Annotated in this window: 21 protein-coding genes and 1 pseudogene; 13 read left to right on the top strand and 9 right to left on the bottom strand. The window is 43.1% G+C overall.

Annotation, left to right across the window (positions count from 1 at the left end; all coding sequences use genetic code 11):
* Nucleotides 1-97: 97 nt before the first annotated feature.
* The 12 genes and pseudogenes from N5O98_RS25195 to N5O98_RS25250 form a co-directional block, all read left to right on the top strand.
* Nucleotides 98-382, top strand: a pseudogene (locus tag N5O98_RS25195) (DUF6078 family protein); the annotation flags it as partial.
* Nucleotides 383-502: 120 nt separating this feature from the next.
* Nucleotides 503-784 carry a tetratricopeptide repeat protein gene (locus tag N5O98_RS25200; protein ID WP_004307591.1) on the top strand — a complete coding sequence of 94 codons (282 nt, stop codon included), beginning with the start codon at nt 503-505 and terminating at the stop codon, nt 782-784.
* 54 nt (nt 785-838) lie between these two features.
* Nucleotides 839-1066, top strand: a complete 228-nt coding sequence (locus N5O98_RS25205; protein WP_004297419.1) for a 4Fe-4S dicluster domain-containing protein — start codon at nt 839-841, stop codon at nt 1064-1066.
* An 11-nt stretch (nt 1067-1077) separates the two neighbouring features.
* Nucleotides 1078-2160: a 3-methyl-2-oxobutanoate dehydrogenase subunit VorB gene (locus tag N5O98_RS25210; RefSeq protein ID WP_004297418.1), complete on the top strand. Its 1083-nt coding sequence runs from the start codon at nt 1078-1080 to the stop codon at nt 2158-2160.
* A 7-nt stretch (nt 2161-2167) separates the two neighbouring features.
* Nucleotides 2168-2341: a hypothetical protein gene (locus N5O98_RS25215; protein ID WP_004297417.1), complete on the top strand. Its 174-nt coding sequence runs from the start codon at nt 2168-2170 to the stop codon at nt 2339-2341.
* A gap of 12 nt (nt 2342-2353) precedes the next feature.
* A complete protein-coding gene (locus tag N5O98_RS25220) occupies nt 2354-3118 on the top strand; it encodes a thiamine pyrophosphate-dependent enzyme (protein WP_004297416.1) in 765 nt (254 codons plus the stop codon).
* A 20-nt stretch (nt 3119-3138) separates the two neighbouring features.
* Entirely contained in the window at nt 3139-3681 is a 543-nt protein-coding gene (locus N5O98_RS25225; protein WP_004297415.1) for a 2-oxoacid:acceptor oxidoreductase family protein, read from the top strand.
* Between the two features lie 120 nt (nt 3682-3801).
* Nucleotides 3802-5853, top strand: coding sequence for a putative porin (locus N5O98_RS25230; RefSeq protein ID WP_032843310.1), 2052 nt, complete (start codon nt 3802-3804; stop codon nt 5851-5853).
* 17 nt (nt 5854-5870) lie between these two features.
* Nucleotides 5871-6710: a transporter substrate-binding domain-containing protein gene (locus tag N5O98_RS25235; protein ID WP_004307595.1), complete on the top strand. Its 840-nt coding sequence runs from the start codon at nt 5871-5873 to the stop codon at nt 6708-6710.
* 509 nt (nt 6711-7219) lie between these two features.
* The gene (locus N5O98_RS25240) at nt 7220-8206 is read left to right on the top strand and encodes a Gfo/Idh/MocA family protein (protein WP_004297399.1); all 987 of its coding nucleotides are present in this window, start codon (nt 7220-7222) and stop codon (nt 8204-8206) included.
* Between the two features lie 155 nt (nt 8207-8361).
* Nucleotides 8362-8832, top strand: a complete 471-nt coding sequence (locus tag N5O98_RS25245) for a nucleoside deaminase (protein WP_004297398.1) — start codon at nt 8362-8364, stop codon at nt 8830-8832.
* A 40-nt stretch (nt 8833-8872) separates the two neighbouring features.
* Nucleotides 8873-9682 carry a fimbrillin family protein gene (locus N5O98_RS25250; protein WP_004307597.1) on the top strand — a complete coding sequence of 270 codons (810 nt, stop codon included), beginning with the start codon at nt 8873-8875 and terminating at the stop codon, nt 9680-9682.
* A gap of 121 nt (nt 9683-9803) precedes the next feature.
* On the opposite strand, the gene N5O98_RS25255 is transcribed toward N5O98_RS25250, so the two are convergent.
* On the bottom strand, nt 9804-11477 hold the full coding sequence (locus N5O98_RS25255; RefSeq protein ID WP_032855853.1) for an OmpP1/FadL family transporter: 1674 nt from the start codon (nt 11475-11477) through the stop codon (nt 9804-9806).
* Between the two features lie 25 nt (nt 11478-11502).
* Complete coding sequence (locus N5O98_RS25260; protein WP_004307599.1) at nt 11503-12834, bottom strand: hypothetical protein; 1332 nt, start codon at nt 12832-12834, stop codon at nt 11503-11505.
* Between the two features lie 152 nt (nt 12835-12986).
* Between N5O98_RS25260 and prmA the strand changes: the two genes are divergently transcribed.
* Entirely contained in the window at nt 12987-13835 is an 849-nt protein-coding gene (gene prmA / locus N5O98_RS25265) for a 50S ribosomal protein L11 methyltransferase (RefSeq protein WP_004307600.1), read from the top strand.
* A gap of 124 nt (nt 13836-13959) precedes the next feature.
* Here the strand turns inward: prmA and N5O98_RS25270 are convergent, their stop codons facing one another.
* The 7 genes from N5O98_RS25270 to N5O98_RS25300 all read right to left on the bottom strand — a co-directional run bounded on the left by N5O98_RS25270 (nt 13960) and on the right by N5O98_RS25300 (nt 22887).
* Entirely contained in the window at nt 13960-14466 is a 507-nt protein-coding gene (locus tag N5O98_RS25270; protein WP_004307602.1) for a flavodoxin, read from the bottom strand.
* Nucleotides 14467-14478: 12 nt separating this feature from the next.
* On the bottom strand, nt 14479-16515 hold the full coding sequence (locus N5O98_RS25275; protein ID WP_004309003.1) for an alpha-ketoacid dehydrogenase subunit alpha/beta: 2037 nt from the start codon (nt 16513-16515) through the stop codon (nt 14479-14481).
* Nucleotides 16516-16552: 37 nt separating this feature from the next.
* Nucleotides 16553-17923, bottom strand: coding sequence for a dihydrolipoamide acetyltransferase family protein (locus tag N5O98_RS25280; protein ID WP_004309004.1), 1371 nt, complete (start codon nt 17921-17923; stop codon nt 16553-16555).
* 108 nt (nt 17924-18031) lie between these two features.
* Nucleotides 18032-18754, bottom strand: a complete 723-nt coding sequence (locus N5O98_RS25285; RefSeq protein WP_004309005.1) for a lipoate--protein ligase family protein — start codon at nt 18752-18754, stop codon at nt 18032-18034.
* 19 nt (nt 18755-18773) lie between these two features.
* Complete coding sequence (gene lpdA / locus N5O98_RS25290; RefSeq protein ID WP_004309006.1) at nt 18774-20117, bottom strand: dihydrolipoyl dehydrogenase; 1344 nt, start codon at nt 20115-20117, stop codon at nt 18774-18776.
* 75 nt (nt 20118-20192) lie between these two features.
* A complete protein-coding gene (locus N5O98_RS25295; protein ID WP_004309007.1) occupies nt 20193-21086 on the bottom strand; it encodes a glycoside hydrolase family 25 protein in 894 nt (297 codons plus the stop codon).
* A 154-nt stretch (nt 21087-21240) separates the two neighbouring features.
* Nucleotides 21241-22887 (bottom strand): diphosphate--fructose-6-phosphate 1-phosphotransferase, encoded by a 1647-nt coding sequence (locus N5O98_RS25300; protein WP_004307609.1) that lies wholly within the window; start codon nt 22885-22887, stop codon nt 21241-21243.
* Between the last annotated feature and the right edge of the window lie 258 nt (nt 22888-23145).

Consider the following 23145-nt stretch of genomic DNA (forward strand, 5'->3'; position numbering starts at 1 on the left):
AATGTTTCCAAGTTTTTCCAAATCGATTTTCTGCTAAATCCATAATGCTTCATTTTTATACATAGCAAAAATATAAGAATGAAAAAAGGCCGACAAGATAGAATCGCGGAGACGCTTACCTTTCACGTTTTTTCTTTTTCAAACAGTCCCTTTCAACTACGCTCGCTGCTACAACGAGCAATGTCCGAAAGCTTGTAACTGCCTGCGTCGGGTGGCTGCACTTCTCACTACCGCTGACACGTCCTACATCAGCATCATAAACCCAATGTGTATTCCGGCCACCGGCATTGACTGTCCCCACTTCCAAAACGCAGAAAAGATACATGTGGCATGGGGTATCAGCCACCTGCTGGATAACGTACCTTATAAGGACGGAACAAACTCCGCCTCTACTATACAATATGCAATAAACTCAAAACGTTGCAAATTTCCGTCCTCATTTGCCCTGTTTACATAAATAAAAACTATCTTTGCGTTTCAGAATCCCGAAAGACGAAAAGAAATGGAGCAAATAGACAACCTAAAAGAGCTTATCAATCAGGGGGATGTGGACACAGCGATTAAGCAATTGGACCAGCTTCTCCAGGACAGTTCTGTCGAAAAAGAGAAAGATACTCTTTACTATTTACGGGGAAATGCCTACCGAAAGAAAGGAGATTGGAAGCAGGCACTGGACAACTACCAGTATGCCATCGAGATCAATCCGGACAGTCCTGCCGTTCAGGCCAGGAAGATGGCAATAGATATCCTCAACTTCTACCACAAGGATATGTTCAATCAATAAAAGAGATGTATAATCAATAACCGTACTCAAAGATAACGTAATAAAATAAAGATTATGGCAAAAATCAAAGGAGCAATCGTAGTCGACACGGAGCGTTGCAAAGGATGCAACCTGTGTGTAGTGGCGTGTCCGCTCGATGTAATCGCCCTCAATAAAGAGGTAAACATGAAAGGCTATAACTATGCCTGGCAAGTGAAGGAAGATACCTGTAACGGATGCAGCTCGTGTGCAACGGTTTGTCCGGACGGATGTATTTCAGTGTATAAAGTAAAAGTAGAATAAAAGAAAAGAATATGGCAGAAGAAGTTGTATTAATGAAAGGAAACGAAGCCATCGCCCACGCAGCTATCCGTTGCGGTGCCGACGGTTACTTCGGTTATCCTATTACTCCCCAATCGGAAGTGTTGGAAACGCTTGCCGAACTGAAACCGTGGGAAACAACCGGCATGGTAGTACTCCAGGCGGAAAGTGAAGTGGCAGCTATCAATATGGTATATGGAGGTGCAGGTAGCGGAAAGAAGGTAATGACCTCCTCTTCAAGTCCGGGCGTGAGCTTGAAACAAGAGGGAATCTCTTATTTGGCCGGTGCCGAACTTCCTTGTCTGATTGTGAATGTAATGCGTGGCGGTCCCGGATTGGGAACTATCCAACCCAGCCAGGCTGACTACTTCCAGACAGTAAAAGGTGGTGGTCATGGAGACTACAAACTGATTGCCCTCGCTCCGGCATCCGTACAAGAAATGGCGGATTTCGTAGCATTAGGATTCGAACTGGCCTTCAAATACCGTAATCCGGCTATTATCCTTGCCGACGGTGTGATCGGTCAGATGATGGAAAAGGTTGTTCTTCCTGCACAAAAGCCACGCCGCACGGAAGCAGAAGTAATTGAACAATGTCCATGGGCTGCTACCGGAAAAGCAAAAGACCGCAAACCGAATATTATCACTTCCCTTGAATTGAAACCGGAAGCAATGGAAATCAACAACCTCCGTTTTCAAGCTAAATATCGTGAAATTGAAGAAAATGAAGTACGCTTCGAAGAGATCAACTGCGAAGATGCAGAGTATTTGATTATCGCTTTCGGTTCAATGGCACGTATTGGCCAGAAAGCAATGGAACTAGCTCGTGAAAAAGGAATTAAAGTAGGTATCCTTCGCCCGATTACACTGTGGCCGTTCCCAACCAAAGCAATTGCTGCATACGCTGATAAAGTAAAAGGTATGCTCGTTACGGAACTAAATGCCGGACAGATGATTGAAGATGTCCGTCTCGCTGTTAACGGTAAAGTAAAGGTAGAACATTTCGGACGTCTAGGTGGCATCGTTCCCGATCCGGATGAAATTGTAACTGCCTTGAAAGAAAAAATAATCAAATAACGAAACAATGAATCCCGATAAAATAAGAAACGTACTGAACATCCTATTTATGATATTGGCTGTTGCAGCCATCATCACCTACTTTGTAGCAAAAGATGATTTCAAAATGTTTATCTACGTATGCGGCGCGGCAATCTTTGTCAAGCTGATGGAGTTTTTTATACGGTTCACCAACAGATAAGGAGATGAAGTTATGACTAAAGAAGAAATAATCAAACCCGAGAATCTGGTTTACAAAAAACCGACTCTGATGAACGATAACGCCATGCACTACTGCCCGGGTTGCAGTCACGGTGTGGTACACAAACTCATTGCCGAAGTCATTGAGGAAATGGGTATGGAAGATAAAACTGTAGGAATCTCTCCGGTGGGATGTGCAGTGTTTGCCTACAACTATCTCGATATTGACTGGCAGGAAGCAGCACACGGACGTGCTCCTGCTGTGGCAACTGCTGTGAAACGCCTGTGGCCGGACCGCCTTGTTTTCACTTATCAGGGTGACGGTGACTTGGCTTGTATCGGTACAGCCGAAACAATCCACGCTTTGAACCGTGGTGAGAACATCACGATTATCTTTATCAATAATGCGATCTACGGTATGACAGGCGGCCAGATGGCTCCGACTACACTAGTAGGCATGAAGAGTTCGACTTGTCCTTACGGACGTGACGTTGAACTTCACGGTTACCCATTGAAGATTACTGAAATCGCAGCCCAACTGGAAGGAACTGCTTACGTAACCCGTCAGTCCGTACAATCCGTACCGGCTATCCGCAAGGCTAAGAAGGCAATCCGCAAGGCTTTTGAGAACTCCATGAACGGTAAAGGTTCCAACCTGGTAGAAATCGTTTCCACTTGTAGTTCAGGCTGGAAGATGACTCCGGAGAAGGCGAACAAATGGATGGAAGAACACATGTTCCCATTCTATCCGCTGGGTGATTTAAAAGATAAAGAATAACGCTAAAAGTCAACAGAACAATGAAAGAAGAAATAATTATAGCAGGATTCGGTGGACAAGGCGTATTGTCTATGGGTAAGATTCTGGCATATTCCGGTTTGATGGAAGGCAAAGAAGTGACCTGGATGCCGGCATACGGTCCCGAACAACGAGGTGGAACAGCCAACGTTACAGTTATTGTAAGCGATGACAAAATATCCTCACCGATTCTTAGTAAATACGACGCTGCCATCATTCTGAATCAGCCTTCACTCGAAAAGTTTGAAAGCAAAGTGAAACCCGGCGGTATCCTGATTTATGACGGTTACGGAATTATCAACCCTCCTACCCGTAAGGATATTAAGGTATATCGTATCGACGCAATGGATGCAGCCAACGAGATGAACAATGCCAAAGCATTCAACATGATCGTACTTGGCGGATTATTGAAGCTTCGCCCCATCGTAACGTTGGAGAATGTTATCAAAGGATTGAAGAAAACCCTGCCGGAACGCCACCATCACTTGATTCCTATGAACGAGGAAGCTATCAAGAAAGGGATGGAGTTAATCCGTGAGGTTTAATAAATTAAAAATTGAGAATTGAGAATTAAGAAATAATTGCTCGCCAAGTAAAGGATGCAACATATTTTTCAATTCTCAATTCTCAATTCTCAATTAAAGTAAGTATCTTTGCCTCCAATTATGAGACGAATCTTACTATTATATATATTACTTTCCGTTATAGGTTTGACGACTGTTCACGCACAGTTCGATAATGGTCGCCAGAGAGTAGACGAAAACGGATACGACCAATACGGAAATCAGGTAGACCCTGCCATGATTCCGGACAGATTGGATAGTGCAAATGTCGAAGTACAGGGATTGCCTCCAAAGTTGTATATGTGGCGTATCAAGAACCAGTTGGGCGACCGGACTATCATCCCGGCAGATACAGCCTTTCATCATTTCCAGAATTCAAACCTGACTGAAGGACTTACCGGACATTATAATTATCTGGCCAATATGGGTTCTCCCCGTATGTCACGCATCTTCTTTGACCGCCGTGACCCAGAGCCGACTATTTTCATGGAGCCTTTCTCCAGTTTCTTCATTCGTCCTACGGAATTTAATTTCACTAACAGTAACGTACCTTATACGAATCTGACGTATCACAAAGCCGGTAATAAAGTGAATGGGGAAGAGCGTTTCAAATCTTACTTCTCTGTCAATGTAAACAAGAAACTGGCTTTCGGATTTAATGTAGACTACCTATACGGACGAGGATATTACAATAATCAGAATACGGCGTACTTTAATGCAGCAGTTTTCGGTAGCTATATCGGCGACAAATATCAGATGCAGGCTATATACAGCAATAATTACCTGAAAACAAATGAAAACGGAGGTATTGAGGACGACCGCTATATCACTGCACCGGAAGAAATGGCGCAAGGTCAAAGAGAATATGAATCAACCAATATTCCTACCGTACTAAGTGCAACGACCAACCGCAACCATGACTTTTATGTCTTCCTGACCCAACGATATAATCTCGGATTCAGTCGTGACATACCACAGGCTGAAAATGACACCACTCCCGTCAAACAGGAGTTTGTCCCCGTTACCAGTTTTATACACACCATCCAAGTGGAACGGGCACGGCATAGCTTTAATTCTAATGACGACATGCGTGAAAAAAATTATTATCAGAATACTTACTTTGATACGGATAATCCTAATGTCAGAGACAGTACCACCTACGTCGGAATCAAAAACACCATAGGTATTGCGTTACTTGAGGGATTCAATAAATATGCCAAAGCCGGATTGACTGCATTTGCTTCCTATAAAATCAGCAAGTATACACTGATGAATATGGAAGGAAATCCGTTGCCTGATAAATACAACGAAAATGAAATATTTGTTGGAGGCGAATTATCCAAACGTGAAGGGAATGTGCTTCATTACCACGCTATCGGTGAAGTGGGATTGGCAGGAAAAGCAATCGGACAATTCAATGTAAAAGGAGATATTGACCTGAACTTCCCGTTGTGGAAAGACACCGTCAGTCTTATAGCCCGTGGTGAAGTCAGCAATAAACTTGCTCCTTTCTATATGCGCCATTATCATTCCAAGCATTTCATGTGGGACGACGATATGGACAAGGAATTCCGTACCCGTATTGAAGGGGAATTGAGCATTGCACGTTGGAGGACACGCCTGAAAGCAGGAGTTGAAAATATCAAGAACTATACTTACTTCAACCAGGAAGCAAAACCGGAACAGAACAGCGGAAGTATACAGGTATTATCTGCTAGCCTTAATCAGGACTTCAAGCTAGGAATCTTCCATCTGGACAATGAGGTGACCTGGCAGAAATCCAGTGACCAGACTGTACTTCCTTTACCTGATCTCTCGCTATATCATAACTTCTATATGCAGTTCAAACTGGCGAAGAAAGTACTTAGTGTGCAATTGGGAGCCGACGTGCGTTATTTCAGCAAATACAATGCACCTGCCTATATGCCGGCCATTCAGAATTTCCACCTGCAACCGACAGACGATCAGGTACAGATAGGAGGTTATCCGATTGTGAATGTATATGCAAACTTACATTTAAAGCGTACACGTTTCTATGTAATGATGTATCACGTGAACCAGGGCATGAGCAGTCCGAATTACTTTCTGTCTCCTCACTACCCCATCAACCCACGTGTGCTGAAATTCGGTCTTTCATGGAATTTCTATGATTAACAAAAACTATACGACTTATGGTATCACGCCCCAAATTGAGACTGTTCAGATATTTAGTGCCAGTGATTATTGTATTGGCATTTATCTTCTCTTTCCGTCAATGCGGTAAGCAAGAAAAACCTGCGGGACATCCGCGTGATTATGCTGCCATTGCCAAGGAGGGTATCATACGTGTAGCTACCGAATATAATTCCATCAGTTTTTATGTAGACAGTGACACCGTTTCCGGTTTTCATTACGAACTGATACAGGCATTCGCCCGGGACAAAGGACTCAAAACCGAAATAACACCTATTATGAGTTTCGAAGAGCGGTTGGAAGGATTAAGCGAGGGACGTTATGACGTGATTGCTTATGGCATATTAGCCACCAGCAAGTTAAAAGACTCTCTGCTTCTCACCTCTCCCATTTTCCTCAACAAGCAAGTGCTGGTGCAACGCAAAGAAATTGGAGAGAATGATTCACTCTATATCCGCACCCAACTGGATTTAGCCCAGCGAACACTTCATGTCGTAAAAGGCTCCCCCTCTATTTTGCGTATTCAGAATCTAGGCAATGAGATCGGAGATACTATCTACATCAAGGAGATTGATAAATACGGTTCCGAACAATTGATATCAATGGTAGCGCATGGAGACATCGACTATGCCGTTTGCGACGAAAGTATCGCACTGGCGGCAGCAGATTCGTTGCCGCAAATAGATATTAATACAGCCATCAGCTTCACGCAGTTCTACTCATGGGCAGTCAGCAAACAATCACCCGTTTTACTCGATAGTTTGAATACATGGCTGGATAAATTCCAAAAAGAGAAAGAATACCAGAAGATTTATAAAAAATACTATGACAAAGAATAACCTCATCACTTTACAGGTCAGAAGAAAACAATCAAAAACAGAATGTAAGATGGATATATTCATGTCTATTTCCAGAAATAAACTCCCAAAGACTTGACTTTCGCTTTCGAATGTCGTATCTTTACAGAGTTAATGATAAAGTAGTTTCAATTAAACTACACGCAAAGGAGGGAATCGCGATTCTCTCCTTTCTTTTTATCCATCCGGGAAAAACCTCTCCCCGCCCCGGCTTTTCTTTTCGCTTAGCCTGGTGGTTACGGTTCTTCAGCCGGAGGATCAGCAGTGTTCACCTTACTTCTTACCGAAATGGAGTATATATCCGCCCCCAACGGACGTTCTGTTTGCCAGAAACAGAGCCTCTGTTCAGGTAAAACAGAGCCTCTATTGAAATAAAACGTAATGTCTGTTTTACCACTGTCTCTGCTAAGTTAATAATCAATAAAGTTGCTCTTGACAAAAAATAGCTTTATCTTTGGGGTTTGTTTAAGCAGACACAATAGGTATATATTATGAGTGAAAAGATTATCAAATGGGGCTTCATTGGTTGTGGAGAAGTAACCAAGACCAAAAGCGGTCCCGCTTTCCAGAAAGTAGAACATTCGGAAGTCGTAGCCGTGATGAGTCGTGACGGTGCGAAAGCGAAAGCGTATGCCAAAGAGAGAGGAATCAAAAAATGGTATGACGATGCACAAGAACTGATCGATGATCCGGAAGTAAATGCCATCTACATTGCCACTCCTCCTTCCTCACATGCTACGTATGCCATTATGTCCATGAAAGCAGGCAAACCTGCCTATATTGAGAAACCAATGGCTGTGACGTACGAAGAATGCACGCGCATCAACCGCATATCCAATGAAACGGGAGTTCCCTGTTTCGTTGCTTACTATCGCCGTTATCTCCCCTATTTCCAGAAAGTAAAGGAACTGGTAGAGAACGGTACTATCGGTAATATTATCAATGTGCAAATTCGTTTTGCCCAGCCGCCACGCGATCTGGATTACAATCGTGACAACCTTCCCTGGCGTGTGCAGGCTGACATTGCCGGAGGTGGCTACTTCTACGACCTTGCTCCGCATCAAATTGATTTGTTGCAGGATATGTTCGGTTGTATCCTCGAAGCAAGCGGTTATAAGAGCAATCGGGGTGGACTTTATCCTGCTGAAGATACATTAAGCGCCTGTTTCCAATTTGATAGCGGATTGGTTGGTAGCGGTTCCTGGTGTTTCGTAGCCCATGACTCTGCCCGCGAAGACCGTATTGAAATTATCGGTGACAAGGGAATGATTTGTTTCTCTGTCTTTACTTATGAGCCTATCGGCTTACATACCGAAAAAGGACGGGAAGAAATCTGTATCGGTAACCCGGAACATGTGCAACAACCTCTTATTCAGGCAGTGGTCGATCACTTGTTAGGTAAGTCCGTTTGCTCCTGCGACGGAGAAAGTGCAACGCTCACTAACTGGGTAATGGACAAGATATTAGGTAAACTATAACCCGAAAAAAAGCAAAAAAAAGTATCATTTTCTTGCGAAGTTTACTGATACTGTTAAAAAATTAATAGGAATATTCCATTGTATATTGTTAGTTTTTTCTATCTTTGTAAAAAGAAGCAAAGGGAAAATGAAACTAACAATATATTTTTTGTGCCATGACTAGAGAAGACTTAATGCGGAAAGCAATCGAGCTCTCCAAAGAAAATGTTGAAAATGGTGGAGGTCCTTTCGGTGCTGTGATTGCCACGAAAGAGGGGGAAATAGTTGCAACAGGAGTAAATCGTGTTACGGCATCTTGTGACCCCACTGCTCATGCCGAAGTGAGTGCGATACGTGCCGCAGCTGCCAAACTCGGTACTTTTAATCTTAGCGGATACGAAATCTATACTTCCTGCGAACCTTGTCCCATGTGTCTCGGTGCGATTTACTGGGCGCGATTGGATAAAATGTACTATGGAAACAATAAGACCGATGCCAAGAATATTGGCTTCGACGACTCTTTTATCTATGACGAACTGGAACTGAAGCCTGAAGACAGAAAGCTTCCTTCCGAAATCTTATTGCATAATGAAGCCCTTACTGCCTTCAAAGCCTGGGCGGCCAAAGAAGACAGAGTAGAATATTAAAAAACCTCTCACTATTATTAACCTATTAATTACCCCTCAAATGAAAAGAAAAAGCCTTTTATTTGTTATGGCATCAGTATGCCTGTTCAGTTGTCAACAGCAAGAAGAACTGCAAGATCCCAGTAAAGAAGTGATCGACTTTTCTACTTCTATTGACCAAAGTATCAACAATGCTCTTACTCGTAACAGCAGTAGTTTGACACTTCCGTTAAAGAACAATTTCGCTGCCGGAGATGTCATCTCAATGTCCGTTGCCGAGCAGGATTATCATCCATTTGCCATAGGTATGGATAGCCAGACCTGGAACGAGGCAGGCACCGATTCGGAAACGGTTACTTTCTATGCTCATTATCCTGAATTGACCGACGAAGCAGCTACTACCAGATCATTGAGCAGCCGCTATCGTGAAATCAAGGGTGGCTTAGAATATTTGTTCGGTACAGCCCAAGCCAACAAAGGTTCTAAGAATGTTGCTCTTGCATTCAAGAGAATGACAACGCCCGTCGTTCTGCTCGACGAGAACAACCAGCCGTACGAAGGTAGAGCAATCGTTAAACTGTTCTTGAAGAACAAAGGTGTACAGGACTTGTTCAGCGGCAAAATCGAAGCTGACCCCAATGCAAAACCGGAATACATTGATATTCGGAAAGTATCTGAAGGTATCTTGACTAACTTGATTCCACAGATCATCAAAGCCGGCGAGAAAATAGGAACGGTTATCCTGGAGGACGGTAAAGAAGAACCTATCATCGCAGAGGAGGACATTACCATAGAAGCCGGAACTCCTGTTGCGGTAAAAATGTACGCAAGACGCGGAATCATTGACGAACGAACTCCACTATTCAGATAAGACTAAAGAATAAAAAGTGATACTAATAAAAATCCCCGGAACCGCTGTAGACACTCAGCATTCCAGGGATTTTTTACACACAAAAGTTATTATTGAAATTGAAAACTGTCTCTTTATTAGATTAGAAGCGCATACCTACGGTAAACAACACTTGACTGCGTGTATTCGTAACTTTCGTTGCTTCTGGTGAACCAATGATTGTACTACCATCTTCATCTGTAAATCCATTCACAAACGGATAGAAGTTTTCTTTATATGTAGAGTATTTATAAGCTAAATCAGCATAAAACATTGATCCGCGATAACCAATACCCAATGTATAATTACTCATTGATTTAGAATTGGCAAAGTCTGTATCTGTCTGAATAGAGTTAATAGCCAAATCTTTGAAAGCATCTTGATGGAAAGCCGCAGTACTATAATTATATCCTGCCCTAAAAGCAAACTGTGGAATCACTTTATACTCCAAACCAAGACGAACAGTACTAACCCCTTTCAACATAGATGTCGTACTATTTTCAAATTCATAAGCAGAAGAATTACCTTCGGTATCTTTAAATTTCATGGAAGAATAATCTTGATACTCATACTCTGCTCCCAAAGCCAAACTCTTACCCACCGTATATCCTAAACTTACATTATAAGTCCAAGGAGTTTGAAAATCGAAAGGAAGAATCATATCCCCTTTTCCCGGAAGATTATCCCATGATCTCACGTCATATCCTTTTATTTCTCCAGTTACAACATCCATCACATCCGATATAACTTGTGCACTCGTTTTATAATCCAAACTATAGAATATTGGCGTATGTATAGCTAATCCAACTCGAAAAGGCGAATATTCAAAAGGACGAATAATAGCCCCCAACTTCACGTCAAAGCCAGACCCCTTTATTCTATTCCAACTCTGCAAACTATATCCTTCATCGTTTCCATAATCCTCATCATAAAAAGTATACTTATTATAATCTACAGAATAAGCACCCAGCGTCAACCCTAAATATACCCGATCATTAAAATTAAACGATACATTAAAATCATATTGGTCAATTCCTCCGCGTTCTTCCGAACGAAAATTTGCATATCCATTATCTAACATTCCTTCAAAATGTCCAGGAGAGATATAAAGAGGATTACCATTTATATCCTTATACTGTACCTCCTTCCCTTGTTCATCCTTATAGGTATAAGGAATATTGTTTACCCCTCCTGTTTTGTCATGTATTGTAATATCTCTAATCAGCCCAGCATCAGCTCCAAGAATAGAAAGCCACCCAATACCATTATCCGTATAAGGCGAATCTCCCCATTTTTCAATGCCAGCTGCTTGAGATGCCATTAGATAGGTTTGGGAGTAAAGCCCCAAATTACCTTCCATGCGCATGTTGTTATTAAATGATTTCGCTTTATGATAGTTAAAACCGAAATTCACAAAACGCAGCGGAGTTTCATTACCAATCTTCGAAGAAAACACAAACCCGATGTTATTAAAATCTCCTTTAGTTAAATCGGAATTAAACTTTTTCCCCAAATACTGACTTTCATTCCCATAAAGAGAAAACCCAAATGAAGTCATTACATCACTACTACGATAAAGACCAATACCTGCCGGATTAGTCCCCATTGTAGATATGTCTCCTCCAAGAGCTCCCATAGCTCCACCCATACCCACAAATCGAGCAGTTCCATTTAAATCTTTTCCTGTTAATTTGGCACCATCATATATCGTTTGTGCCATTCCCCAAGGCGCTATCATCAACATCCCTAGAGCAATTAAAACACTTATCTTTTTCATTCTTGTAAAACCGTTTAATTAATACTTATCTTCTGGCACTGCCACTACGAGAGGAGCCTCCACCTGATGATGACCTAGAAGAACCACCACTCGAATAACTGCCCCGAGAACTACTACCACCTGACGAAGCTGGAGAATAACTACGTGAAGAAGAACGAGAAGTACCATAGGAAGAAGAACGGGTATTACTATTATTCGCTGGAGAATAACTACGCGGTGCTTCTGAACTACCACGACTATAAGTTGATCTTGCACTACTGCTCCTAGTAGTGGTTCCGGACGAACGCGAATAACCAGAAGAACCAGTCGAACGGGAAGATGAAGAACTTCCGCTACTTCTAGTACTACTTGGACGAGAATAAGTAGCACTGCTACGACTACTTGAGCCACTGCGTTCACCTGAAGTCCGTGTACCCACTACACGCCTGGAAGTAGTTCCCCTGCTATAAGTAGAACCAGAAGAACGAACAGAACTACCTTCTGAACGAACTGCAGAGCCTCCCCGAACAGAAGAACCACTGGAACGAACGGCACTCGAACCATAACGACGAACAGTGGAAGGATTCCTGTAACTGCTTTGTCCGGAAGAACGACGGTTTGTATAGGTAGGACCTGTCCAATGACCGCTTCCACCTCCGCCCCAGCCCCAGCTAGGACCACCGTGCCAGTGGTGATGATGTCCCCAATAGCCACCGCCATACCAGCCACCCCAGTGGCCGCCATACCAGCCGCCCCAATAACCCGGAGAATATCCCCAAGCGTAGTAAGGACGATTCCATCCCCAGCCATAGTTCCATCCCCAGCCGTAAGAGCCATAACGCCAATCCCACCAGAGTGGATTACTGAATGTCGGGAACGCATAAGCATACATACCGTCGGTATATACATTCCAGTCCCATGAATTCGGACCGTAAACTACATCCCAATACAACGGGCTGCTGATGCTGATAGCAAAACGAGGATTGCGGAAACGGATGATACGTTCAGCGTATTCATAGTCGTCTTCCGTACCATTGAATTCGCCTGTCACCCATTCTCCGTCCAAATCCGGATTAGATTTTTCTTTTATATATAAGGTATCATTATCCATTACGAATTCATTATCACGTGCATCGTAACGGCGGTTATATTCATCCACATCCCGTGTTCTTCCCTTACGGTCCTGAACCACTACTGTAGTACCCGGTGAAGTATAGATGTTGGTCACCTGTTTCTTCGTTTCCTTCTTAACCGGAGTTTCTTTCTTCTCCTGTTTGTCTTTTGAAGGAATGAAGTAAAGGTCGTCATCAACGCTTTGTGCCATCAAGCCTATCGGGAGGCACAAGGCAAATAGCAAGAAATAAACAATCTTTTTCATATCATCTCGGTTTATGTAATTACTTAAACTTATTCATGTTACAAAGATAAGGAAGAGATTTTTCGTCCGAGGGAGATTTTCCCCAAAGGATAATAGGGAAATCCCTATTTCTAACTATCTTTGTCCATTATTCACCAGAATTAAAAACAACTATGAAGTATTTTGAGTTCACATTCCGCACCCACCCTTGCACAGAAATCGTCACTGACGTACTGGCTGCCGTACTGGGTGAAGTCGGGTTTGAAAGTTTTGTTGAGTGTGAAGGCGGACTGACCGCATATATCCAACAGACAATCTGTGATGAAAACGCCATCAAGATTGCCATCACCGAGTTCCCCCTACCCGATACGGATATTACTTATACATACACCGAAGCGGAAGATAAGGACTGGAATGAAGAATGGGAAAAGAATTTCTTTCAACCCATCATTATCGGAAACCGATGTGTGATTCACAGCACTTTCCACCAAGATATTCCCAAAGCGGAATATGACATTGTCATCAATCCTCAAATGGCCTTCGGAACAGGACACCACGAGACTACCAGCCTCATCATTGAAGAATTGTTGGACAGCGAATTGAAAGATAAATCTCTGCTCGATATGGGCTGCGGAACTTCAATTCTTGCCATCCTCGCACGTATGCGGGGCGCACGCCCCTGTACAGCCATCGACATTGATGAATGGTGTGTACGAAACTCCATCGAAAATATCGAATTGAACCACGTAGACGATATTGCCGTTTCACAAGGAGATGCCTCGTCGCTTACAGGAAAAGGACCTTTCGACGTTATCATCGCCAACATCAACCGGAATATATTACTGAATGATATGAAGCAATATGTTGCCTCCATGCATACGGATTCCGAACTCTATATGAGTGGATTTTACGTAGACGATATTACCGCCATCCGCGAAGAAGCGGAAAAGAACGGATTGACTTTCGTTCATTATAAAGAGAAGAATCGCTGGGCAGAGGTGAAGTTTGTTTATAAAGGATAAGAGTCCTGATGGATGTAGAAAAAATAGTGACGGTATATGCTTGGGATAGTGACGCTATCCCAAGCATATACCGTCACTATTTGTATCGGATAGCGTCACTATCTTATAAGGAGAAACAAAGTTGTTACGCGAACTCTTTCTTTAGCTGTTGACACCATGCTTTTATTTTCTTTTCCGCCTGCTCGGACTGATTATCCAAATCGACAACTAAACCGCACCACTGCTCACCACGCAAAGCTTTGGAACGTTCGAAAGTATAACCTTCGGAAGAAGTAAAACCAACTAAAGTAGCCTCATCTTCTTCAAATACCTCCGCCAACAGACCGATTCCATCTGCAAAATTCTCCGGATAGCGTATCTGATCTCCCAGACCGAAAATAGCAACCTTCTTACCTTTTAATTTCATTGTCCGGAGTTCCGGCAACAGTTCGTCCCAATAAGTAGGAAGTTCTCCATCAAACCAAGTGGAAGCACCCACAATGAAGCAGTCATAAGCAGCAAAGTCATTTTGCCAAGCCTGTTCAATAGGCACTGTCTCTATCTTTTCCTTACCGAATTCTTTCTGTATTTTCTCTGCCACCCAACTCGTTCTTTCGGCTTTGGTAGCATAAAATAAACCTATCTTTTTCATAATCCACACTATTTAATATTCCAATAATCTCCGGGCAGCCTCGTATATCTTGGCCTCATCCGGCAAAATTTCCTTTTCCAAAATCGGATTAAAACCGACAGGAGTAAAAGTAGAACCGACACGCTGCACCGGTCCATCGAGATAGCGGAACATCTCTCCACTAATCATAGCAGCAAGCTCCGCACCAAAACCGGAGAATACTTTATCTTCATGAACCACCAATGCCTTGCTCGTTTTCTTGACCGATTCGAATATCGCCTCTTTATCCAACGGAATCAAGGAGCGAATATCAATGACTTCCACTTTCCAGCCACCTTCTTTTTCCAATCGTTCTGCTGCGTGCAGACAGAAATGGGTGGTATTGCCATAGGTAATAATGCTTAAATCTGATCCCTCACGACGAATACGTGCTTTTCCGAAAGGTACTTCAAAATCTTCCGGCACTACTGCCGCTGCTTCTACCGAATTATACAATGCTTTCGGTTCAAGGAACAGCGTGAAGCCTTTGGATCGCATACTGGTACGAAGTAATCCGGCAGCATCATCCGCAAAAGACGGGCAGACAATACGTGCCCCCGGTAAAGTGGTCAAAGCTCCCTCCAGGTTTTGAGAATGATACAAGCCTCCACCGATATAGCCACCGGAAGCCAGACGCAGAGTTATATTCGGAGCGAATTTCCCATTGCTACGCCAGTACTCATGTGTACACTCCACATATTGTTCTACGGCAGGCCAGAAATAATCGGCAAACTCCGCTCCCTCAATCACCACATGAATTTTAGGATCAAAGCGACTCATTCCATTGGCGGTGCCTACAATATAATCTTCCGCAATCGGTGCACTGAATACACGGGCTTCGCCGAATTCCTGCTGCATACCTTTGGTTACATTAAACACGCCTCCTTTTTCCCTGTTTGCCACATCCTGTCCCCAAATAAAGGTATCGGGATTATAGCGGAATTCAGCTTTCAATGTTTCATTAATGGCATTGACCAGAAAAGTCTTCTCCCCTTCCGCCTCATGTGTACCATCTTTATATTTCTGTGGCTGATAAGGTTCGGGCATTACAAAATCATAAATGCTTTTAGGATCGGGATCGGGAGCAGCCAAAGCCTTCCGGTTGGCAGCAGACAATTCTTTCTTTGCATCAGCTTCTATTTGTTGCAGTTCTTCCTCGGTCAGACGTTTATAACGCAGCAGCATCCGGCGGAACTTCATCAAGGGATCAGCATCTTTCACATATTCCAATTCATTCTCATCCCGATACAAGGTGTGTTTATCTGAATTGGAGTGCGAACCGATCCGGACACAATTCGCCTGCACAATAACCGGATTACGGGTACTGATAGCATATTCCCGCGCTTCGGTCATAGCATTCATCGAATCGAATACATCCTTTCCGTTACAATAGATAATCTTCAGGTTCTTGAAGCCCGAGAAGTTTTCGGCTACTTTACGGTTGGCAGTCTGTTCCGATTTGGGTACGGAAATACCATACCCATTATCTTGTATTACAAAAATCACCGGAAGACGTTCGAGGCTGGCACCATTGATAGCTTCGTAAACGAATCCTTCGGAAGTAGCCGACTCTCCGTGAGAAGTGATAGCTACGCCTTTATGTCCATAATATACCATTGCTCTGGCCACACCTGCTGCGTGAAGGTCGTGTGTACCAGTAGCAGAGGAGATGTTTTCAATGTGCCATTCCGGTTTGGCGAAATGGTTCGACATGTGACGTCCTCCGCTACCCGGGTCCGTTGCTTTGGAAATACCGTTCAGGATAACTTCTTCAGCGGTCATTCCGGCGGAAAGCACGGTTAACATATCCCGGTAGTATGGGAACAGGAAATCTTCACCGAGGGTGAATACCTGACCGACAGCAAGTTGAATACCATCATGCCCTGCATAGGGAGCATGATAAGACCAACCCAAAGATTGCAACAGGTAAGACGGTGCCTTTTCGTCCAAGGCACGCCCCAATGTCATCAGATGATACCACTTTTTCAGGGTTTCTACATCTGTAGTTTTTATATCATATTTCTTTTTCATGAGTAATGAAGTTCTTAATGAATGAAACAATCAGTTATCAGCCTTTCCAATTTTCGAGATAGTCGGCTATAAAATGCAGGAAGTTACCTCCCAACATTCCATCTACTACCCGATGATCGTAGGACAAAGACAAGTACATTTTATGCCGGATTGCAATCGTATCACCCTCCGGAGTTTCTACAACAGCAGGTTTCTTCTCAATATATCCTACTCCCAGGATAGCTACTTGCGGCTGATTAATGATTGGCGTACCGAACAGGCTCTTGAATGTACCAAAATTGGTTATCGTAAATGTACCCCCATCAATATCTTCCGGCATTAATTTGTTATCCCTTGCTTTCAAGGCCAGAGAATCGATGGCAACAGCCAACCCGTTCAGATTCAGATGATCGGCATCATGCACCACAGGAACAATCAGATTTCCATCATTCAAAGAGACGGCAATACCGACATTAATATGCTTTTTGAAAAGAATATTGTATCCATCTACCGATACATTCACCTGTGGATAGGCAGCCAATGCTTTTGCCACGGCTTCCGTTATCACAGGCATATAAGTCAGTCTCACTCCTTCGCGACGGAAGAAAGCGTCTTTATTCTTTTCACGCCAACGTACCAATTTGGTAACGTCTACTTCTACTACATTGGTCACGTGAGGAGATACTTTCTTAGACATAACCATGTGGTCGGCAATAATCCGGCGGACACGATCCATCTCTTTTACTTCGACTCCAGGCATTGCTACAGGAGCAACCTTCGGACTTGCCTGTTCAGAAGAAACAGCAACTGATGTTTTGCTTGCGGCCGGGGCAGCAACAACAGATGCCGGCTTCGGTTCAACACTACCTCCTCTTTTCTTCTTTTCAATATAATCTTTTATATCTTTCTTACTCAATCGCCCTTCATAACCAGTTCCTTGTATAGCATCCAGCTCTTCTTTCGGAATTTTAGCTTCCCGCGCCAACTGAATCACAACAGGAGAGTACCAACGTTCTTCCTCTGCAACAACAGGTTTCGATGCAGTATTCGCTGATTCGTTTTTAGCAGTTTCCGCTGATGATGGTGATGATGGTGATGTTTCAGAAACATTTGCAGCAACCTGACCAGCATCGGCTTCCTCTCTTACAACTCCTTCGCTTACCGGCTCCGTTCCTGAAGATTCTTCTCCATCCAAATCAATTATAGCGACTACTGTTCCTACAGCAACCGTATCGCCCTCCTTATATAAAATCTCCACCACTTTTCCCGCTACGGGAGAAGGGATCTCCGCACTTACTTTGGCAGTATTCACTTCAAAAAGCACATCGTCTTCCTGAATCATATCACCTACCTTTACAGACCAAGAGACGATTGTCCCTTCGGTTATACTCTCGCCCAACTTAGGCATTTTTATTTCGAATTTTGACATAGACAGTAAATTTATTATTCAACCTTGATATATTACAACAACGGGCTGAAATAGAAAGTTTTAAGTTAAGTAAATTTTAACCGGATGCTGACAAAGCCAGCCCGGACATCAACGACTATATATCCACTCTTTCTGAATATATTTCCCTTCCCGGAGCTGATTAACAGCCTCTATTTCCTTCCCAGTAAAAGCACTGACAGATTGGGACTTACTGAAATACTGAAAAGCCTTCTCTTTAAAATCAGTTACAGTTCCCTCCGGTAAATAACTCCGAATATTGGTTACCTCACTCCGAACGGAAGGAACGGCATATACTGACGATAAAGTTTCATCATCAACCATCGGTTCCGGATTCAAAGCTTTATGCAATGCTGTCAGATCCGTATCATACAATAAAGTGCAATGATACAACACCCGATTCTTATGTACGCATTGCGCACTCCCTGATATTTTCAATCCATTCAGATAAATCCCCAGTCGTTCGCCTCCTTTTGCCATCAGGCCTATAGAGTTCAGGAAATCCAATGTCCGTTGCAAGTACGTAACAAATTCCGGCAATCGGGGAGCCGTTTCTATAAAAGTCAGATTGATATTGCCCAAATCATGGTACACCGCTCCCCCACCCGAAAAACGACGGGCAATATGTACTTGTTCCTGTTCCGCCCATTTCTTATCGACTTCCGACCGCAACCGCTGATGCTTACCTATTACCACAGAAGGAGTATCCTGCCAAAGCATGAAAATATTTTCATTTCCCTGCTTCAACAGATACTCTTCTGCTGCCAAGTGAAAGTAAATATCAGTAAACGGACTATAGATACATCGAATCATAGATCAAGCGGAATAAGAGTTAAAACATAATTTCGTGATAAATCTCTCCAACCGTAGGATGTGGAAACACAGTCTTCTGGAATTCCTCCACCGTGTACCCTCTCTGAATAGCAATACCTGCTATCACAATAAGTTCTGATGCCGGATTTCCCAACATGTGACAACCGATAATCTTCCCATCTTCATCCTGAATCAGCTTACAGAGTCCGTTTCCCTGTTCATTCTCCGCAACGAACCGTCCGGAATAAGCCATCGGTAATTTTGAAACACGGTAAGGAACTCCTGATTTTACCAGTTCTTCTTCCGTCTTTCCCACTCCCGCCACTTCAGGGTTGGTATAAACGACTCCCGGAACACAATCGTAATTCATCCGGTCTTCCACTCCTAAAATATGATTGATGGCGACTTCCGCTTCACGGATAGCAGTATGCGCCAATAAAGAGTAGCCTGTAATATCACCACACGCATATACACGAGGATGTGAAGTCAACAGATGTTCGTCTACTTTCACTCCATTCCGATGCAGTTCTATATTCAGCTTGTCCAGTCCTACCTTGGATAGATTTGCCTTACGTCCTACACTAAGCAAGATCTTCTCCGCTTCAATAGTAGACGTCTTGCCTTCTTTTTCTATCACAACTCCATGAGGATTTACTTCCACCACTTTCGTATTCAAATAGAAAGTGACTCCCCGTTTGGCATATTCGGCACGAAGCATACCACTGGTTTCCTTATCCATCGCTCCCAGAATCTCCGGCATCATTTCTACCACATGTACTTTCACGCCCATACTGTTGAAGAAAGAAGCAAACTCCATCCCGATCACTCCGCCACCAATAATGACCAGTGTCTTAGGGAGTTCCTTTATCTCCAAGGCCTCCTTGGAAGTCCAATAGCTGATTTCTGACAGCCCCGGTATGGGAGGAATCACTGTATCAGAGCCGGTACATACCAGCAAATATTTCACGGAATAGGTTTCTCCGTCACAAGTGATTTGTATTTTCCCCTCTTTCTCTCCTTCTATCAGAGCTTCCTTTTCTATAATAGCCACTCCGTAAGAACTCACAGTCATCTTCACACCGCCCGTCAACATTTTTACTGTTTTATCTTTACGGCTCATAATCTTGGATAAATCGAACGAAGGAGATTCGGCAGAAACGCCGTATTTGGAAGCACTCTTGATGCTATCCAGTATTTTAGCAGAATATAACAAAGTTTTAGTAGGAATACACCCCTCATTGAGACATACTCCCCCCATTGCCTTTTTCTCAAAAAGAACGGCCTTTAATCCGTTGGCCCCTGCCCGTTCGGCAGCTGTGTACCCGGCCGGACCACCACCAATAATAGCTATATCAAAGTTCATAATCGTTTTTTTTTAGTAATAATACGATTATAACAAATATGAGAAGAGATAAGTTGTAGGGAAAAGAAATACCCGTTACTTAATTGTCAGCTTTTTAAGTTCCTCTAACGAGCCATTGAACACATTCAAATCTACGTCTTCTTTAATGCCGGGGACACTTCCTACATCCGTATGTTGCCAAAAGTGCCATTTTCCCTGATACCGCACAGAGTCCACATAATAATGGGCAATCCAGTAAGGGTATGCATTGAAGATAGAGTCGTCCAGATAACGGGTTTTAAATTTATAAGAGGTATAAAGAATAGGCTTCACTCCATAATGAGATTCCACCCGGTCGAGCCAGCGTTTGATGCCTTGCTGTAATTCCTTTTTTTCCTTCCGCCCGGTCACTTCTACATCAAGTACGGGAGGTAAATCACCGGAAACAAGTTTTACCGTGCGAATAAAGAAGTCCGCCTGTTTCAAAGCATCCGTGCTTGGAATATAAAAATGATAAGCGCCACGGATAAATCCATGATTACGGGCATTGGCAAAATTTGCCTCAAATGTGGTATCGTTATGATCTCCTCCTTCTGTTGCCTTCATAAAGACAAAATGCAAAGGAGTAGCCGTCTCTTTATTCTGCAACAGCTTCTTCCAGTCAATCTTTCCCTGATAGTGAGAAATGTCAATACCATGAATATCATATCCGTCAGGGATGCAGACACCATATTCCTTTAAGCCATGGCAAGGTTTCCATCGATAAGCATAAGGGCGGATAAAGAAATAATAGAAAGCGACGGAGAAACAACCGACAATTATCACTGCCAGAATATTACGAAGCCAGGTAGGCATCACAGTTCGATGCTTCACCTGTTCCTTTTTTGAGGTACGGGAAGTCTTGGAAGAAGAAGTCGTTCCCTTTCTTTTGGTAGTGGAAACAGTTCTTTTCTTCTGTACGGCAGACATCGGGTTGTTGCGTTGCGGCATTTACTTTAAACGATCAATGTTTTTAGAGATAGGCACGGATTACACGGAATACAGGGTTATAAGAAATAACTAAAAACCGTATTAATCCGCGTAATCCGTGCCTGAAAGAACCCTTCATTGCAACTGTTGTATCAACAACTGCTCTGAAGTGTATTTATTTAGCTTGTTCCAGTTGCAAAGTCTTAGTTGCCTGGTCGCAAACTTCTGTAGGACCGAAGTATTGGATCGGACCCGGATATACATAATCCGTTTCGATAGCCCAACGTTCGCGCTGTGAAGCAAATGCTTTGAAAGGAGCACCATCCAGTTTTACCAATGCTTTCTGGATAACCGGCTTCATTTCACCGTGACGACGTTCCATGTTCATCATCATAGTAATAGGCACACCACCAGCAATCCATTCGGCAGCAGGAGCTGTTGTGTTACGTACAGAAGACATATAACCAGTCTTACCGTTAGCAATCAACATAGAAGCTGTGTAACCCAAAGAGTAGCAATAGTCAGCGTCAAAGTTTGACGGAGCAGCACAACGTCCTTCATAACCGAAGAAGTGGTGTTGAGCAGCAAATTTACCAACATACTTGCCTTCTTCTTTCCATGCAGCCAACTTAGTAGCTACCATTTCAGACAACAGTTTTTCAGTTTCGATCAATGATACCTGAACGTTTCCGTGCGGGTCACGATCCAAAGTCAACTGACGGGCAACACCTTCCGGCAGACTAGCATAAATAGCAGAGTTTTCCGGAGAAAGTTTGCGGATGATATAATCACGTTGGTGAGATTTCTTAATCTGACCGAATTCTTCAGCATTAGCAGCCAGGAAGTCATTCAATTCAGCAATCAGACGTTTCATGGCAGGAATGAACTCTACCAATCCTTCCGGAATCAAAACTGTACCGAAGTTGTGTCCTTGTGCTGCACGGTCTGCTACCACTTTAGCGATAGATGTTACTACATCGTCCAAAGACATATCTTTTGCTTCCACTTCTTCTGAAATGATACATACGTTAGGCTGTACTTGCAAAGCACATTCCAGTGCGATGTGAGAAGCCGAACGACCCATCAATTTGATGAAGTGCCAGTATTTACGTGCAGAGTTACAGTCACGTTGGATGTTACCGATTACTTCAGCATAAGTCTTACAAGCTGTATCGAAACCGAAAGAAGTTTCAATCATATCGTTCTTCAAGTCACCGTCAATTGTTTTCGGGCAACCGATTACCTGTACACCATACTTCTTAGCAGCATAGTATTCAGCCAATACACAAGCATTTGTATTAGAGTCGTCCCCACCAATAATAACCAGTGCCTTGATGCCCAGTTGTTTGATGATTTCAAGTCCTTTTTCAAACTGGCTTTCAGCTTCCAGCTTCGTACGTCCGGAACCGATGATATCGAAACCACCTGTGTTACGGTATTCGTCGATGATATCAGCAGTCAGCTCCATATAGTTGTGATCTACCAGACCACCAGGACCCAGAATAAAACCATATAATTTGTTTTCCGGGTTCAATTTCTTGATACCATCGAACAAACCGGAGATTACATTGTGTCCGCCCGGAGCCTGACCACCGGAAAGAATTACACCTACATTCATAGCGGGAAGAGCAACAGCTTCACCAGCTTCGAATGTAATCAACGGCATTCCATACGTGTTCGGGAATAATGCTTTGATAGCTTCCTGATCGGCTACAGATTGAGTAGCAGCACCTGCTACAGCCTTAACAGCTCCTGATGCCAATGCTTTCGGAAGTTTGGGCTGGTAAGCAGCCCTTGCGATTTGCAATGCACTTTTAGTCATTTTCTTTAATTTTTTATTTAAAGGTGTTAGTAAGTTTCTTGTCAAACTTGAAAAGCGTTGCAAATTTCGCATTTTTTTCCGAATTATAAAAATTCTTCTTCTGTTGTTTTTAAGACAAAAGAAAGAAGAAAGAAAAATTAAGAGGTTGTGTCAAAACGTTGGCACAACCTCTTTTATATTTTACAGTTCTGCTATATTTTCTTTTGGCTATGCTGCTTTTTCCTCATGCATTTGGCAACAAGTTGCTATATTCCAATT

This window comes from Bacteroides sp. LFL-34 (assembly GCF_027257075.1).
GTDB classification, from domain to species: domain Bacteria; phylum Bacteroidota; class Bacteroidia; order Bacteroidales; family Bacteroidaceae; genus Bacteroides; species Bacteroides ovatus.